Genomic DNA, 16,934 nt, shown 5'->3' with positions numbered 1-16,934 from the left:
AAAATATGAACGAAATCTTCCTTCCACCTCCACTAAAAAAGACGCATGAGATATGCGTCTAATACGGTGTCCATTCAATTTGCTTCGCACTTTCAAATCTCTTTTCTACATCTGGCCAATTTACAACATTCCACCAATTTTTAATATATTCATCTTTTCGATTTTGATATTGTAAATAATACGCATGTTCCCATACATCCAGTACAAGGAGTGGTATCGTATCCCACTGTGTAAACAATTGATGAAGCGTGCTTTGCAAAATTTCTAACCTTCCTGAACGGGGTACCCATACAAGAATTGCCCATCCTGAACCTTCCACTTTAGAAGCGGCTTCCGTGAAATGCTTTTGAAAACGTAAAAAACTTCCGAAATCTTGCTCAATTTGTTGTGAAAAAGCCCCTCTCGGACTTCCACCACCATCTTTTTTCATGTTATTCCAAAATATCGTGTGTAAGTAATGACCTGATCCATGAAAAGCCGCTTCTCTTTCCCAATGCTTAATTAAATCAAATTGATTTGTTTTTCTCGCTTCTTCCATCATCTTCTCTGCTTTATTTAATCCTTCCACGTAACTACGATGGTGTTTATCATGGTGTAACATCATAATTTCTCGTGAAATGTACGGTTCTAGCGCATTATATGGATAAGGTAATGGCGGAAGGGTATGCCCCCCAATCGGAACAGCTCGTTCGCTATCCCCTCTTTCACATAGTTCATATTCCTCTCCTTCTTGCATAAATACTTCCTGTAAATGGTGTTGAATATGTTCTACATCATCACTTATTTCATACATAAACTCGGCATCTGTGTCGTATTCATGCTCTTTCATACGCTCTAATAACGTTTGAATTTTATAAGCAAGCATATGGACATCATACACTTCCATTGCACGGCTATCTAATACTTGAAGAACACTTTCACACCAGCTTTCTACTTCATGAAAGTAATCTGTAAATACACCTTGCTGACTCATGTCACACCTCCTTGATGCTATCCACTTTAACTATATTCAATTAAAATCCCTTATATAACTGGACAAAAGGAAAAGAAGCTAAGTATCCTTAGCTTCTTTTCCTTAATTAATATTTGTGCAACATTTTTGTTTGGTAATCTGTCTCATAATATTCTAGTTCTTCACGCATCAATTGAAATTTCCCTTCTAAATCCTTCATCATTCGTTCTATAGATCCAGGGGGGATTTGCTGAAAAACAATAGAATTTTTCCCTGTATAAGCAGAACGACTATTTTCATACCAATGATCATTCTTTGGCGAAAAAAACTCTGCAATTACTTGATGGTAAATCTTATATAAAACTGTTTCAGCTGCGGTCTTTCGAAATGGTTGGCTATTCAACAAAACAAAACATGCATCAAGTCCTTCTTCACAAAAAACAAGAAGTCTTCTTATTGATGCTAATATCCCTTTATAGTATTGCTCGTTTCCTGTTGGTGTCTCCTCCAATAAAGAAGGTAACGTATGATAATTTACATAATTAGTTATCAAGGAAATTACATCTTCTAAAAATATAGAAACTTGTTCTGTTTGATTTTCAACCATCAAATTAGACATGGCTTCTCTCTCCTTTGCCGTTTTACGCTATTTCTACTCTTTTATTTTTATGTAATTCAGCTAATATTTCTTGTACTTTCACCACTGTTCCCTCGTCAAAGTATCGTTGAAAGTCTGTTACTTCATTGAGATACAATCGCTTCTGTGCGCGTAGCTCTTTATCTTTCACTAAACAAGCGATCGCTACAATATCTCGTAAATATACGTCTTGTTCTTCTACTTTATAAACTGGATTTCCTTCAAAAGGGGTAATTTCTTGTAAAATTTCTTCAAAATATCGAACATATAAGACAGAAAAGGTTTTCTCTTGATTATTTAATATATATGTTACTTCAGATCTATTAAAAAAATCTTCTGATGTATTCGGTTTTGCTTTTTCTAACTCATATCCTGCATAACCTATTATAATCATCTACTTCCCCTCTCTTCCTTCTTTAACCTTATATTAACTCAATTTTCTAATAAACGAAATATTCTTTTAAATATAACCTATATAAAAAATAGCTTCCCTATACAGGAATTTACCTTTTTATTTTTCTTGAAGTTTGTCATAATAATATTATTGTCTCAGTTTTCTTACACAAGGAGAGTTGTATTTATGTCGTTTTCATGGAAACGTTTCTTACAAATCGGGAAAATAATCTTCCCATTTGTTGTCTTAACAATTGTTTTCTTTCAAGCTAAAAAAGAATTAGCAGGCATTTCTTTTTTAGAAGCAATTGAAACAATTAAAAACATTCCAACTGGTGGGGTATTTTTAGCGATTACACTCGGTGCATTTGCCGTTTCAACAATGTTCTTTTATGACTTTGTTATGCTTCGTTACTTAAAAGCAGATATACCTGTACAAAAGATCTTCCGCATCTCATGGATTGCCAACACTTTAAATGGATTTATCGGTTTTGGTGGTCTTGTTGGTGCCGGTGTACGTACAATGCTATATCGTCCGCATATAAAAGATAATGGAAAACTTATTAAAAGTATTGCTTGGATGACAACCGCTTTTATTAACGGATTAGCCATTCTGTCATTCCTCGGCCTTATTGGAATATTAGACACTAGTTTTATTCTGCACGAAAAACCGTGGTTATGGCCTGTTCTTATCTTCTTTGCTCTTTTCGTTCCTATATATATTGGGTTTTCTAAAATTAAAAATAGAAAAACAAAACAGCTAGACGGACAAGAGGAAGAAGAAGAGAAAAATCCAACTGTTTTATATTCATTAGTTTCATTAGTCGAGTGGGTATCTGCCGGTATCGTTATGTACGTCATTTTAATATTGTTTGGAATTGATATCGAATTTCAAAAGTTTTTAGGTGTTTACGTAATTGCTGCTTTAGCTGGTGTCGTAAGTCTTGTTCCTGGTGGCCTTGGTTCATTTGACCTTGTTTTCTTAACTGGACTAGGACAATACGGCGTTGATACAGGCGTATTACTACCTGCTATGTTATTATACCGACTTGTCTATTACATCTTACCATTCTGCCTAGGTCTCATTTTTGCAGCCTTTGAAATGACAGGAGCTGCCATAAAAAAAATTGAAGATAAACCATTTATTGCACCTGCGTTAGAAACAACTGGTGTAATTTGGACTTTACAACGTGATTTTTTAGGGAAATTAGGTTCATGGGCATCCGCCGCTTTAACAGTATTCGCTGGCTTAATGGTTATTCTATCAACAATTTTACCGACTAGTATAAATCGAGCTCACGCCTTACATATTTTAGCTCCAAAGCACCTTATTCAATTTTCTTTTAGCTTATCATTAACATTCGGTATTCTCCTCCTGATTCTTTCGCGAGGCATATATTATGGAACAAAGCGTTCTTACTATATGACGATTGTTTCTTTAATTGGAGCAGCAATCTTTAATACCTTAAAAGGAATTGACATTGAAGAAACCTTTATTTTATTAATCGTACTTGCTGTGTTGTATATGCTTCGTAAAAGATTTATACGCGAGAAAATGGAAGTCTCACTTTCTGATATCGTAAAAGTATTTATCTTCTTATTACTTACGCTATATTTATATAAAAACTTAGGTATTTTATTTGCGGGTGCAAAAGAAGCGTTCCAACCTGATTTTGTCGTTCGAAATATTACACAAGTTAAACGAAGTGCATTAGCAGCAGCCTTTTTCGTTCCTACTTTTTTACTTATCGGCTCACTAATTGCCAATCGTTACCGTAGTCAATTTCCCGGGCAACCAGCTAATGATAAAAGGTTAGAAAACTTCTTAGATGAACATGGCGGGAATGTACTTAGTCATTTAGGTTTTTTAGGAGATAAACAGTTCTTCTTCAGTAGTGACGGAAAAGCACTTCTTCTCTTTTCAATTACTGGAAAACGTCTTGTTGTACTAGGTGATCCAATTGGTGATCCATCCTCCTACCGCACTGTATTGCAAGAATTTTTGACTGAAGCTGATCGATTTGGGTATATTTGCGTATTCTATCAAATTGAAAGCAAATGGATGAGCTTATACCACGATTTTGGCTACAATTTCTTTAAACTTGGTGAAGAGGCTGTCGTTGATTTAAATACGTTTACAATAACAGGAAAGAAACGTGCTGGTATGCGAGCCACTTTCAACCGTTTTGAACGAGAAGGTTATACATTCTCTATTCATGAGCCACCATTCTCAGACGAATTATACGAGGAATTAAAGATAGTGTCTGATGCTTGGCTCGGCGGAAAAAAAGAGAAAGGATTTTCACTTGGGTACTTCGATCGTGAGTATATTAGTCGTGCCCCTATCGCTACATTATCTGATGCAGAAGGAAAAATCATTGCATTCACAACCTTTATGCCAGTATATCAAAGTGGCATATTATCTGTTGATTTAATGCGTTATTATCCAGATGCCCCTAGCGGAATTATGGATGCAATTTTTATCCACTTATTCCACTGGGCAAAAGAAAATGAATACCATTCCTTTAATATTGGTATGGCACCACTCTCAAATGTCGGTGTATCAACGCAATCGTTTTGGTCTGAACGAGTTGCTGCTGCAATATTTAATAACGTTCGTTACACATATAGCTTCAGCGGTTTACGACATTTCAAAGAAAAATATAAACCTGCATGGAGTGGAAAATATTTAGCATTTCGAAAGAATCATTCTTTACCAATTACAATGCTCTCTGTAACAAAATTAATAGGAAAACGAAAAAACAGCTAAGTACTTAGCTGTTTTTTCGTTTTTGCACTTGTATACTAAACTCCTTTTCATACTTCTTACCATTTATATAGAAATCCCCCCATATTTTATATGTTCCTTCTTCTGGAAATGTAATACGATATTGTAATTGCTCATCCGTATCAACAGGAACGGCATATAAAAAATGTCCACTCGTTTCATCAACGATATATAGCGCGTTGACTTCGCCTCTCCCTGAATTTAATTTCAGCTTTTCTCCCTTTTTCGCTTGAAACTGAAATGTTAATGTCGTTGCCTCATTCGGATGTAATGCACCAAATAAAAGAGACACTTGATGCTCTCCTATATTTTTTGTAAGTACAGTATCGACAGGTAGTTTCTTTTTATTCTTGTCCTTGTTTGTCTCCTTTTTTTCTTCACCAAAATCTTTCTTAGCAAATGATTCCAGGGACTTGTTTTCATTTTCATACAAAAATATCGTGTACCTTTCACCTTTTGCTACATCTGAAGATAGCTTATACGATCCATTTCCAGCAAATATAGGCTTCGTTTGTTGTATGTTTTTCAAATTCCCATCCACTATCACTGCTCGAATTTGATCGTTCACACCACGAACTTCATTATTCATTTTATTTAGCAATTGAAACGAAATATCGACTTTTTCATTTCCTTCTTTATTCTTCACCTCCCATTTCACTTCTTGAACATCTCCGGTCGTTTCTACAGTTTCTTGATATTTTTTTATGTAAAATCCTCCTGCCACAATAAGTATTAGTGCAATAAGCCCAATGACAAGATTTTTCAAAATATCACCTACCATTTTTATTTTCTTTATCCATGCAAAACCTCTTAAATATATATTCTAGATTATGATTTATGAAATCCTCCTCTTTTGCACATATTACAAATAAAAAAGATTTTAATTGAAAGGAGTCGTAGTGTATAATGCAAATGATATTGATTTCTATCAATACATTAATAAGGAGGATTTTTCATGAGTGTACATATTGAAGCAAAACAAGGCGAAATTGCTGAATCTATTTTATTACCTGGTGATCCATTACGTGCAAAATATATTGCTGAAACATTTTTAGAGGATGTTACTTGTTATAATAACGTGCGTGGCATGTTAGGTTTCACTGGAACTTACAAAGGAAAGCGTGTATCTGTTCAAGGTACAGGCATGGGTGTTCCTTCTATTTCTATTTATGTAAACGAATTAATTCAAAGCTACGGAGTGAAAAATTTAATTCGTGTTGGGACATGTGGTGCAATTCAAAAAGATGTTAAGGTACGTGACGTTATTATTGCGATGACGGCTTGTACAGATTCTAATATGAATCGCTTAACATTCCCGGGTTTTGATTTTGCTCCTGCTGCAAACTTTGATCTTTTAAAGAAAGCCTACGATGCTGGAACAGAAAAAGGATTACACGTTCGTGTTGGTAACGTATTAACAGCAGATGTATTTTATCGTGAGAGCATGGACATGGTTAAAAAACTTGCAGATTACGGTGTATTAGCAGTAGAGATGGAGACGACTGCTCTTTACACATTAGCAGCTAAATATGGTGTAAATGCATTATCTGTATTAACAGTAAGCGACCATATCTTCACTGGTGAAGAAACTACATCTGAAGAGCGTCAAACTACATTTAACGAAATGATTGAAATCGCTTTAGATGCAGCAATTCAGCAATAGTACACTAAAGAACTCGTCATACGTCTGGCGAGTTCTTTTTTATGCTAAAATACTTCTATAGTCACTGCACCTTCTCTTTATGTGACTTTCTATAAAAAACTACTTTAGAGAGAGACAGATTTATCTCCTCTACTTTTTTGTAACCTTTGTTATAATTAAGAAATCATTTGTATTACAGTATTTTTCATACGAGGTGAAACAGTGAAGAACAGAAGCATCGTCTTTAAACTATTTTTATTAACATCAACTTTATTTACAATCATATTTCTCCTTTTTTTCCTTGGACAATCTCTATTTTTAGAGAAGTTTTATATTAATAAAAAAATAAAAACCGTTCAAACGGCTTTTGAAAAATTCGTAGATAATTATGAAAAAAGCGACAAAAGTTTTGAGGAAATCAGAAAGCTAAAACAAGAATTTCACGATAAAACGAATGCTGAAATGCAATTTTTAGATTCTAACGGCATTATTAAAAGTGAAAACAATTACTACATTGAGGTAATTAACCCTAATAACAATAAAACCTATTCCATCCCACTTAATAATCTTTTAACACCCGAAGAATATAATAAATTCGAAAATTTAGGCTTAAAAAAAGAGGGCATGATTCACGTAGAGGGATTTTTACAAGATAATATAATAACGCCACTAGAACTGACGACTAATTATAATCGATGGCGAAATGAAAATGGCAATTCTGATTTTCAATCAATTAGTGGTAACCCCTCTAAAAATAGACTCACAAATCGATATAAAACTACGTCTCAGATCAGTTTTACCGGTGTGATATCTAAATTACATATCCCTTCCAAATCTGAGGTTCGCCTTGCAAATGATTTTGAAACATTACAAGCTGTTGAATATTTTGCAAGTACTATTAGACAAGGTACTTCTAATTCAAATCAATTAAACACGTATATTTTAGATAGTGGGGAAAATATAAAAAACAGTGTCTTTGTAAAGCCTATTATGGAAAACGGAAAAATTAAGGATTACGCTTTTGTGATAGCATCTTTACAACCTGTTAATGAAGCGATGCTCGTTTTGAAAGATTATTATGTCTATGCCTTAATTATCGTGTTTCTCGTTATTATTTTGTTATCCTTCTACTACTCAAAAATCATTGTTAAACCATTAATTAAGATAAATCGTGTTACAAAAAAAATGGCAAACTTTGATTTTAGCGAGAAGTTACCTGTTACGGCAGACGATGAAATTGGCGGGTTATCAAGTGGTATTAATACACTCTCTGTAAATTTAAAAGATCGAATCGACCGATTAAATGTTGCCAATACAAAATTACAACAAGATATTGAACGCGAACGTCAATTGGAAAAAACGAGAAAAGAATTCATTTCTGGTGTATCTCATGAATTAAAAACACCACTTAGTGTTATTCGTAGCTTCGCTGAAGGTATTCAAGATGGCGTAAGTAAAGATACGACATATTATACAAATGTTATTTTGGAAGAGACAGATAATATGAACAGGCTCATTGTTGAAATGTTAGAATTAGCAAAACTAGAATCAGGTACGTACAAACTAGAAATGTCGACATTCTCGATCGGTGAATTAATTCAACAAGTCTATACAAAATTATTATTTAGCATGGAGGAAAAACATTTACAAGTAGACATCCATGCTGACTCTTCTCTATTTGTTAAAGCAAATCGTAGCCGTATTGAGCAAGTCGTTGTAAACTTACTTAGCAATGCAATTCGATATACTCCAGATGGTGAAAAAATACACGTCTCTGTTATAGAAACGGAAGATACAGTGAAAATCAAAATTGAAAACACAGGTAATCCTATTCCAGAAGAAAGCCTTGAAAAAATTTGGGATCGCTTCTACCGTTTAGACGCTTCTCGTAGCCGTCATACTGGAGGTACTGGCCTTGGGTTATCCATTGTGAAAAACATTTTAGATCTCCATCACGCTGAATACGGCGTGTATAATACCACTAATAGCGTTGTATTTTATTTTAATTTACAAAAAGTAAAAGAAGTCAAATAATTTGTCTTAATTTCACTAGGAGTTCACATGAAATTCACACTCTCCCTTTATAGTAAGAAACAAGTTAATCCTTTCCTTTACACATATAAAAGAGGAGAGTGCGTGAAATGAAACAAGCAGGACAACCTATTCAAAATGAAAAACAATTAGAAACTATCAAAAATATACTTTTACAATCTTCGAAACGTGATGGCTTATTATTCGTATTAGCTGTAAATTCTGGCTTAAAAGTAAGTGAAATCTTACAATTAAAAGTTAGTGATGTAATCGATGAAGACGAAAATGTTCGCCATTCCATTTTATTTTACAATGAAAAAGTAAAGAAACATAAATGGTTTGCTGTAAATGAAGACTTACAGCACGCAATCGAAGACTACATGAAAGAACGTAAAACTTGGAAACGTAATGAACCATTATTAAAGTCTCAAAAAGGAACAAAGTCTATTACGAGACAACATGCATGGTACATTTTAAACAAAGCTGCAAAAGAAGTTGGATTAGAAGGGATTAGCTCACATACACTTCGAAAAACTTGGGGCTATTGTGCATACAAATCAGGTGTTGATATTGCATTTTTACAACACTTCTTTGATCACAGTACTCCATCCAAAACTTTAAAGTATATCGGTATTGCTTAATAACTCTTATACATAAAAAGGTTACCATTTGTAAATTTGGTAACCTTTTTTATGTTTCATATTCTCTTTTCTTGTCTTGTCTCTCCTATACTGTAGTGGTACTCTAATAGTAAGGGGGAGAAATTATGAACACATTAACAATTGAATTACCGAAAGAAACGGCTGAAAAACTTGATTTATTAAAGAAATCTTATGAAAAGAAAACAGGTGCTACAATTTCTGAAAGCACTCTCGTTCAAACACTTATCTCAAAGGAATTTATCCAAGCGATAACTCCTTTTGATTTACAACAAATCATCAATGGAAAAGAACAGCAGTAATTGAAGTGACCCCTAAAAGTTAGACACGGTTATTTCATTAGGCTACTTGATCCAAATGAGTCCGGTATTGTACCGGGCTCATTTTTAATTTTGCCTTAATCCGTTTCTTATTATAATAATCTATATATTTTTCTAATTCTATTTTAAAATGCTCTATGCATTCAAATTCTTTTATATAGAGGAACTCCGACTTCATAATCCCAAAGAAATTCTCTATTACTGCGTTGTCGTAACAGTTTCCTTTTCGAGACATACTCTGTACGATAGCTCTTGATTCAAGTGTACGGACGTACTGTCTCATTTGATAATGCCATCCTTGATCCGAATGCATCAGTAGCTGGTGGTTTTCAGGTAAACGTTCTAATGCTTTCTCTAACATCTCTGAAACAAGTGAATACGCCGGTCTAGAACCAATTGTATAGGTAATAATCTCACCATTATACAAGTCTAATACAGGTGATACATACAGTTTTTCTCCAAATAATTTAAACTCTGTGATGTCTGTTACCCATTTTTGATTCGGTGCATCTGCATAAAAATTACGCTCTAAAATATTGGGTGCAATTTTACCGACTTTCCCTTTATAGGATTTATATTTCTTCATACGCACAACACACTTTAATCCAAGCTCTTTCATAATACGTTGCACCTTTTTGTGATTCACTTTCTGACCACGATTCGCTAACTCATCACGAATGCGACGGTAGCCATAACGACCTTCATTCTCCTCATAAATCACTTTAATCTCAGCTTTCAAATCGGCATCTACATCTGGGCGATTCATTTTCTTTACTAAATCATAATACGTGCTTCGTGGAATAGTAGCTAACTCCACGAGTGCCTTCACCGAATATTTATGCCTTAATTCATAGACTACTTGCGCTTTGTCTTGTTTAGTGACTTTTCCTTGTTTTGAACTAAGGCATTCAACTTTTTTAAGTACTCATTTTCCATTTCAAGCTGTTTAATACGTGCTTCAAGTGCTTCGACTGACCCTTCAGCTAAAGCTTGTTTTACTTGTTTATTTGACTCTTTTTTCATAGATGGACGCCCCTTTTTTTTAGATTGAAGGGCATCAATTCCTTGTGTTTCGAGTTGTTTTTTCCAAACAGAAATCGTTGAAGGGGCAGGAATGTTAAAGATAGCTGCCGTCTCAAATAAGGACATACCGTTTTCAATCATAAAGTTTAGTACGTCTAGTTTAAATTGTTGTGTGTAATTTGTACATCGTTTTAGAAAAGCTTCCACACCATTCTGCTTATATTGGTTTACCCAATTCAGAATGATTGTGCCACTTATACCGATCGCTCTACCCATTTCTCGATAACTTTCATTTCCGTTCAAATAACGTAGAACGATTTGTATTTTTTCATCAGCTGTAAATTTAGCCATAGAAAAACTGCACCTCCAATTGTTAGACTGTGTCTAACAATTGGGGTGCAGTTCATAATTGCTGTTCTTTTTTTATTACTATTTAAAATATAAAGTGAAACTTTAATCAGTGGGGGTTTTGTTCATCCCCCACTGATTATTAGCCTTCACCAATCGGGCGTTTACGGGCAGCAGGGCTCCCACCTAACTTCTTTGCTCCAGCCGAATTTTGAGGTAGGAGTTTTACTGCCGCAAATAGCGGGATAAAAAGTTTTTTACTTATTTTCCGAAAAACCATTGACAATGATAATGATAACCATTATCATTTATTATGAAGCCAACAATTGATGAATCAACCAAACGCTCAGTAACATTGTTACCCCTCTTTTTCATATAGAAAGGCACTGTACATTCCCCCTGTTTGTACAGTGCCTTTCTTGTTTATCATCATTCAAACAAATTTAATTGCTCAGGCTTCGGCTCACCATATGTAATGTTCATCATTTTCATAAGCTGTTTCGCATTATCCGCTGCATCTCCGCCCGAATTATTATTAAACAATACAAATATATCCTTCGTCTTCTTTTTCAATCGCTCTAATCGGTCTACCCATTCCGCCAATTCTTTACTATTATAACGATATAAACAGCGAACCGCTCTCCAATTTTCTCCTTTATCCAGCCAACCATGAACATTTCGGCCATGAAAACGTATTAACGCCATGTCCGAGTTTGTTGCCTCTAATATAAGCGGTACTGATCCTATTCCAGCCTGAGGCTCATCGCAAATTGTATGAATCCAGTTTTCTTTTTCTAAAAACTGTAACGTCTTATCTCTCATTTCTGGATAAAACCATGTTTGATTTCGAAATTCTATTGCACATGGTAAATCTTCCATTTTTTCTTTCGTGTATCGAAGTAAATCTACATTTTTCACTTTACAATCAAACCATGGTGGATATTGAAATAAAATCATTTTTAATTTATTTGCTTCTATTAAAGGAAGAATGGATTGTTTATACACATCAAACATCTCATCGAACGTAGAAAAAGGGATTTCCCCTTTCATATGTCCTGTCATTCCTTGATAGGCTTTTACTATAAAAGAAAAATCTTTCGGCGTTTCCATCGCCCATTTTGTATAATTCCGCGCAGGTTGTATCGCATAAAATGAACTATCTACTTCCACAATGGGAAAATGTTCACTATAAGTTCGCAATTTATTTCTATTTTCATAGGGATTTATATATAAAGAATCATGATCTCCCCACCCTGTCACTCCAATGAAAAGCAAATATATCCCTCCCTTTTTAACTTCACCTTCTATCCATTCTACTCACTTCCCGGACATTTCAGCTAATCAATTTCATTAAGTAGCCCCTTCTTTAAGAGTATCCGTATAAAAATATGATATACTAAATGGAAGAATTTTTAAATTGAGGGGTTATTTATTTATGCTTCCAAACGATGATATTGTATCTCATGAAAAACGAATAGAAGAACTAGAAAATAAAGTGCGGTTATATGAAGAGCTTGTGAATCAATTACCACATCATTTCACATACAAGAATCCACATATTGGTTTACAAATAAAGAAAACGAGAACGACTCATTCCATTCAAAACATACAAAAAGAGAATAAAAAGGCTGATTTTCAACTTACTTGCGATTCATTATTTTTATTTGAACAACTTGAAACATACTTTGTTCATATTTTTGATGCTTTTTCACATCATGTCACCTTTGTTGATAGTAAAGGAAATATAACTTTATGTAATCAAGCTGCAGCAGATGATTTTGGTGTAGTACGAAATGATATAATTGGAAAGCCAATTCAACAATTACTAAACTTGCCAGAAGAACAAATTAAAGCGATTGAAACATTAAGAACAGGAACAGAAATATATAATGAAGAAGTGTTAGACAAAAACTATGGTATTTTAAACAATCGAATTATTCGGGATTATAACGGAGAGATTTTTAGAGTTATTAGTGTCTTCCATTATTTAAACACAGAACGTGATGCAGAAAAATTTTCATTAGCAGGACGAATCGCAGCTGGGATTGCTCATGAAGTACGAAATCCCCTTACAACGGTACGTGGATACTTGCAATTTCTACAAGATAACGTTTCTCCATCCAATAAAGAATTGTTTAAAAGTCTACTCATTCCTGAACTAGATCGTGCAAATAGTATTATCACAAAATTTTTAGCCATTTCAAAAACGCGTGAATTTACTAGAGAACCTTTTCCCATCAATACGTTTTTACGCGAATATATTCAACAACTACTTGCTAGTGAAGTTTTTTTACACAACATTTCTATTGACTATGAATTTTCTACGGAATTAGATGGTGTACTTGTCAATATCGATCGTCATGAACTTGTGCAAGTTTTTTTAAATTTATTTCAAAATGCTATCGATGCTCGAGGCGGAAGACCTCTTTCCATTCAAATCTCTAGTTATCGCCTAGATAACTTTGTTCGGATTACTTTCACAGATAACGGAACTGGGGTTCCTCCAGCTATTCAAGAATATATCTTTGATCCATTCTTCTCAACAAAAGATTCAGGAACAGGACTGGGCTTGTCAGTAACGAAGAAAATTATTCAAAATCATAACGGTACATTAAAAATGTCTAGTAATCAAAACGGTACAACTTTCACTATTTCTATTCCAATTTTACCTAAAGCGAACTATGAACGAATTAATCATTAGGTCCGGCTGGTGCTACTGGCGCTACTGGACCGTCGGGCACACCACTCCCTGTAACTATAGCAGCAATAGGAAATTCTAATCCACAAACTATATCACCTGGAACGAATATCCAATTTAATCAAGTTTTCGAACTAAATAATCTCATTTTTAATGACACTTCAGATACTTTAACTATTTTAGAAACAGGAGTATACGATATTAGTTTCTCAGCATCTACAACCTTCCCGGGTTCTTCACCATTTGGATTCGGTATTTCATTCAACGGTCAATCACCTACTCGTAATTTTTCAACTAACGTTATCGGTAGTGCGGTTTCTTTCTCCACAATTGTTACTTTAACAGCTGGTACAACAATCTCTGTACAACCTACAGTAAATACTATTTCCATCCCTAACACTGGTGACACAACAGCTACACTATCAGTCTTCCGAATTTACTAATTTTAGTTTTCATTTTATTTTCGAACGACCAAGAATGTTTGATTTATAGTAATTTGTATTATTTTGATTGTATGTTAAATCTTTCTTTTAATAAAAAGGAGCACTTATTTTGGAGGATAAGTGCTCCTTCTTTACGTTTCTTTACTTCAAATTTACTCTAGCTTAATCCTCTTTTTGTATGATGAATAGTGAAGACAAAGACATGAAAGAGGGATGACAATGCGAATTATATCACTGACACGTTTTTGGTTTGTTCTTATGGTATGCATAATTTTATGTATAGGGTTTCTTTTAACTCTAAACTATTCAAATGTTTCAAAAGCAGAAAGAAAAACAATTCCATACGAACTTCTGTATACAAAACAAAACAACATCCCGTATTCCTCTTCCACACAAAATGAAAAAAAAGTTATAAAAGGAATGCTTATTACAGAAGCTTCTAGTTATGAAAACCTACTTCAAATCGCTGAAACGATTAAAGATCAATATAAAAATAAAGACGTTGATGAAATAACACTCTCTATCCATAATGAAAATACTGGAAATTTCGAAGAGGAATTGCCATATGAACCTATTAGTAAAGGAATAATAACCGTCACGTATGATTCTCAATCCTTCGGTAGGACCAATGTTACGCTAAATAAATAAACTGAAGCTTTAATCCGTGGCGCTTTTCCCATCCCCACGGATTATTAAGTTAAACCCATCAAATTTTTATAGGCAGCTCGATTCTCACCTAACTTCTTTTCTGTTGCCACATTTTGAACCGAGATAAAACCGCTCATTTCTCATAAAAAAGAGGCGAACTCGTTATTCGCCTCTTTTTTTACCAAAATGGAATCCACTCTTTCACTTTATCTATCCATTCATTTTGCTGTTCTTTTCTTTGTTGTTCCTCTTCTTTTCGTTTTTTCTCTTCTTCTTTCCTTCGTTTTTCTTCCTCAATCGTTTTTAATTGTTTTGTATAATCCGCCTCAGGTATTAATGATAACTGAAATGCCTTTTGAGTTGGATTTCCATTCGCTTTCTTCATAATATCCCGGAACATTGTCGTTGTAATTTGGCTGCCTCCTGGCACATAATGCTCACTATCCGTTTTATCATACCCTACCCAAATTGCACCTACTAAATCCGGTGTGTATCCAACAAACCACGAATCCTTCGCACCAGTGCTTGGTCCATTTACAAGCTGGGTAGTCCCTGTCTTGCCTGCGGTATCGATATTATTAACTTTCGCTTTTTCACCTGTTCCCCTTTCAATAACACCTTTTAATAAGTATGTCATCTTTTGGGCAACTTTCTCGTTCGTCACACGAGTTTCTTTCTTATACCATTTTCCAATTGTTTTCCCTTCAGCATTTTGGATTTCTCTAATGGCATGAGCTTCTACTTGGACACCATCATTTGCAAGTGCGCTATACGCTTGAGCCATTACAAATGGTGAAGTCCCTACATGCATACCTCCTAAAGCAATTGGATACGTATGGTCTTCAGGCTCTAATGGAATACCAAACCGCTCTAAAGATTTCAATCCTTTATCTAATCCAATTTTCTCTAATAGCCAAACTGCTGAAACATTATATGACTTTGCCACCGCTTCATACATCGTCACATTACCATGGAACGTATGATCACTATTTTGTGGTGCATATTCTTTAATATTAAACGGTTCATCTTTTAAGACATCGTATACTTCATATCCTTGTTCTAACGCTGGTACATACACTGCAAGAGGCTTTAACGTTGAACCTGGCTGTCTTTTTAATTGTGTTGCATGATTAAACTGTAAAAATTGATAAGGACCTCTGCCTCCAACTAAAGCCGGAACACCGCCAGTTTTTGGATTCATAAGGACCACTCCAGTTTGCATAAGCTGATCTGAGCCACTATCTTTAAAATAACTATCATTATTCACAACATCTTCAACCGCTTGTTGTTTTTTCGAGTCAAGTTCCGTATAAATACGATAGCCACCTGCTAAAATTTCATTTTGTGTTAATTCATACTTGTCCATCGCTTCTCTAACAATATAATCTACGTATTGAGAATATTTCCCCTTATATTTATCGTCAACACCACGTCGTAATACAAGACCTGATTCTTTCTCCTGATTATATTGTTCTTCAGAAATATATCCTTGCTCCTTCATTAAACCTAATACGACATTACGTCTTTCAATTGATTTATTAAAGTTTTTATACGGCGAATACGCAGATGGCGCTTTAATTAATCCTGCAATCGTTGCAGCTTCTGAAATCGTTAAGTCTTTTACTTCTTTATCAAAATAAGATTTAGCTGCTCTTTTTATCCCCCAAGCACCTTCACCAAAATAAATTTGATTCATATACATTTCAACAATGTCATCTTTCGTATAAGTACGTTCTATTTTTTTCGTTAGAAAGTATTCCTTTATTTTACGCGAGAATGTACGGTCTTGCGTTAAAAATACATTTTTCGCAAGTTGTTGTGTAATTGTACTACCACCTGCCACAACTTCACCGGCTGTAATGTTCTTAAATACAGCACTTATAATTCCACTATAGTAAATACCATGATGACTAAAAAATTCCTTATCTTCTACTGCAACAATTGCTTGAACCATAATATCAGGAATATCTTTCCTTTTGACCCCTTCTGTTTTAGAAGAAGCTAATTTAGTCGCAACTTCATTATTTGCATCATAAATTAAAGTCGGTTGTGGAACAGCTTGTTTTAATTCAGATATATCTTGAATGGAAATTATTATATTTACAACAATAAATAGAGTAGCAAGTAAACTTCCCAATACAATTAATGAATTGCGTAGTTTCTTCCTCTTATTGAACCACTCAAGCGTTTTTTTAAAGTGAGTGTTCTTCAATTTCATTGGTTCACTTCCTTCATTTGTTTACACTCTTTTTTTAAAAGGAAGAATATACCTCCTTTTAAATTTATTATAATAACGTAGTCGTTCCTATAGTGTAAAGCTTTTCTTTCACATTCATACTTTTTGCAAGAAAA

15 protein-coding genes and 1 pseudogene are annotated in these 16,934 nt (G+C 34.3%); 8 read left to right on the top strand and 8 right to left on the bottom strand.

Annotated elements, in window-relative coordinates; translation table 11 throughout:
• Positions 1-58 precede the first annotated feature (58 nt).
• The 3 genes from JFU23_RS23110 to JFU23_RS23100 all read right to left on the bottom strand — a co-directional run bounded on the left by JFU23_RS23110 (position 59) and on the right by JFU23_RS23100 (position 1,983).
• Entirely contained in the window at positions 59-973 is a 915-nt protein-coding gene (locus JFU23_RS23110) for a superoxide dismutase (RefSeq protein ID WP_002030730.1), read from the bottom strand.
• A gap of 106 nt (positions 974-1,079) precedes the next feature.
• On the bottom strand, positions 1,080-1,571 hold the full coding sequence (locus JFU23_RS23105) for a YpuI family protein (RefSeq protein WP_002086668.1): 492 nt from the start codon (positions 1,569-1,571) through the stop codon (positions 1,080-1,082).
• A 22-nt stretch (positions 1,572-1,593) separates the two neighbouring features.
• Complete coding sequence (locus JFU23_RS23100) at positions 1,594-1,983, bottom strand: hypothetical protein (protein WP_002086670.1); 390 nt, start codon at positions 1,981-1,983, stop codon at positions 1,594-1,596.
• A 186-nt stretch (positions 1,984-2,169) separates the two neighbouring features.
• Between JFU23_RS23100 and mprF the strand changes: the two genes are divergently transcribed.
• Complete coding sequence (gene mprF, locus JFU23_RS23095; RefSeq protein WP_201032784.1) at positions 2,170-4,752, top strand: bifunctional lysylphosphatidylglycerol flippase/synthetase MprF; 2,583 nt, start codon at positions 2,170-2,172, stop codon at positions 4,750-4,752.
• Between the two features lie 4 nt (positions 4,753-4,756).
• Here mprF and JFU23_RS23090 read toward each other — a convergent pair whose 3' ends face one another.
• On the bottom strand, positions 4,757-5,551 hold the full coding sequence (locus JFU23_RS23090) for a hypothetical protein (RefSeq protein WP_201032783.1): 795 nt from the start codon (positions 5,549-5,551) through the stop codon (positions 4,757-4,759).
• Between the two features lie 174 nt (positions 5,552-5,725).
• Between JFU23_RS23090 and deoD the strand changes: the two genes are divergently transcribed.
• From deoD to JFU23_RS23070, 4 genes are all read left to right on the top strand, one after another.
• Positions 5,726-6,433, top strand: a complete 708-nt coding sequence (gene deoD, locus JFU23_RS23085; protein ID WP_000110704.1) for a purine-nucleoside phosphorylase — start codon at positions 5,726-5,728, stop codon at positions 6,431-6,433.
• Between the two features lie 201 nt (positions 6,434-6,634).
• Complete coding sequence (locus tag JFU23_RS23080) at positions 6,635-8,446, top strand: sensor histidine kinase (RefSeq protein WP_002030723.1); 1,812 nt, start codon at positions 6,635-6,637, stop codon at positions 8,444-8,446.
• 107 nt (positions 8,447-8,553) lie between these two features.
• Complete coding sequence (locus tag JFU23_RS23075) at positions 8,554-9,084, top strand: tyrosine-type recombinase/integrase (RefSeq protein ID WP_000806230.1); 531 nt, start codon at positions 8,554-8,556, stop codon at positions 9,082-9,084.
• A gap of 125 nt (positions 9,085-9,209) precedes the next feature.
• Positions 9,210-9,404, top strand: a complete 195-nt coding sequence (locus JFU23_RS23070; RefSeq protein ID WP_002011737.1) for a DUF3924 family protein — start codon at positions 9,210-9,212, stop codon at positions 9,402-9,404.
• A 37-nt stretch (positions 9,405-9,441) separates the two neighbouring features.
• Here JFU23_RS23070 and JFU23_RS23065 read toward each other — a convergent pair.
• The 3 genes from JFU23_RS23065 to JFU23_RS23060 form a co-directional block, all read right to left on the bottom strand.
• Positions 9,442-10,796, bottom strand: a protein-coding gene (locus JFU23_RS23065) for an IS3 family transposase (protein ID WP_157404958.1) whose coding sequence is annotated in 2 segments (ribosomal slippage) — positions 9,442-10,343 and positions 10,343-10,796 — 1,356 coding nt in all. Because the reading frame shifts where the segments join, the coding sequence is not laid out codon by codon here.
• A gap of 139 nt (positions 10,797-10,935) precedes the next feature.
• A complete protein-coding gene (locus JFU23_RS30275; RefSeq protein WP_003188136.1) occupies positions 10,936-11,073 on the bottom strand; it encodes a hypothetical protein in 138 nt (45 codons plus the stop codon).
• A gap of 149 nt (positions 11,074-11,222) precedes the next feature.
• On the bottom strand, positions 11,223-12,068 hold the full coding sequence (locus JFU23_RS23060) for a DUF72 domain-containing protein (protein ID WP_201032782.1): 846 nt from the start codon (positions 12,066-12,068) through the stop codon (positions 11,223-11,225).
• Positions 12,069-12,228: 160 nt separating this feature from the next.
• On the opposite strand from JFU23_RS23060, the gene JFU23_RS23055 reads away from it, so the two are divergent.
• The 3 genes and pseudogenes from JFU23_RS23055 to JFU23_RS23045 all read left to right on the top strand — a co-directional run bounded on the left by JFU23_RS23055 (position 12,229) and on the right by JFU23_RS23045 (position 14,582).
• The gene (locus tag JFU23_RS23055) at positions 12,229-13,494 is read left to right on the top strand and encodes an ATP-binding protein (protein WP_201032781.1); all 1,266 of its coding nucleotides are present in this window, start codon (positions 12,229-12,231) and stop codon (positions 13,492-13,494) included.
• Positions 13,494-13,934: pseudogene (locus tag JFU23_RS23050) on the top strand (Gly-Xaa-Xaa repeat protein); the annotation flags it as partial. The gene JFU23_RS23055 and the pseudogene JFU23_RS23050, both read left to right, overlap by 1 nt.
• Before the next feature lie 219 nt (positions 13,935-14,153).
• Positions 14,154-14,582 (top strand): hypothetical protein, encoded by a 429-nt coding sequence (locus JFU23_RS23045; protein WP_002168802.1) that lies wholly within the window; start codon positions 14,154-14,156, stop codon positions 14,580-14,582.
• Positions 14,583-14,760: 178 nt separating this feature from the next.
• On the opposite strand, the gene JFU23_RS23040 is transcribed toward JFU23_RS23045, so the two are convergent.
• The gene (locus JFU23_RS23040) at positions 14,761-16,800 is read right to left on the bottom strand and encodes a transglycosylase domain-containing protein (protein WP_201032780.1); all 2,040 of its coding nucleotides are present in this window, start codon (positions 16,798-16,800) and stop codon (positions 14,761-14,763) included.
• Positions 16,801-16,934: the final 134 nt, after the last annotated feature.

The organism is Bacillus sp. TH50 (assembly GCF_016650565.1).
Lineage (GTDB): Bacteria > Bacillota > Bacilli > Bacillales > Bacillaceae_G > Bacillus_A > Bacillus_A mycoides.
This window is presented reverse-complemented; position numbering and strand designations above follow the sequence as displayed.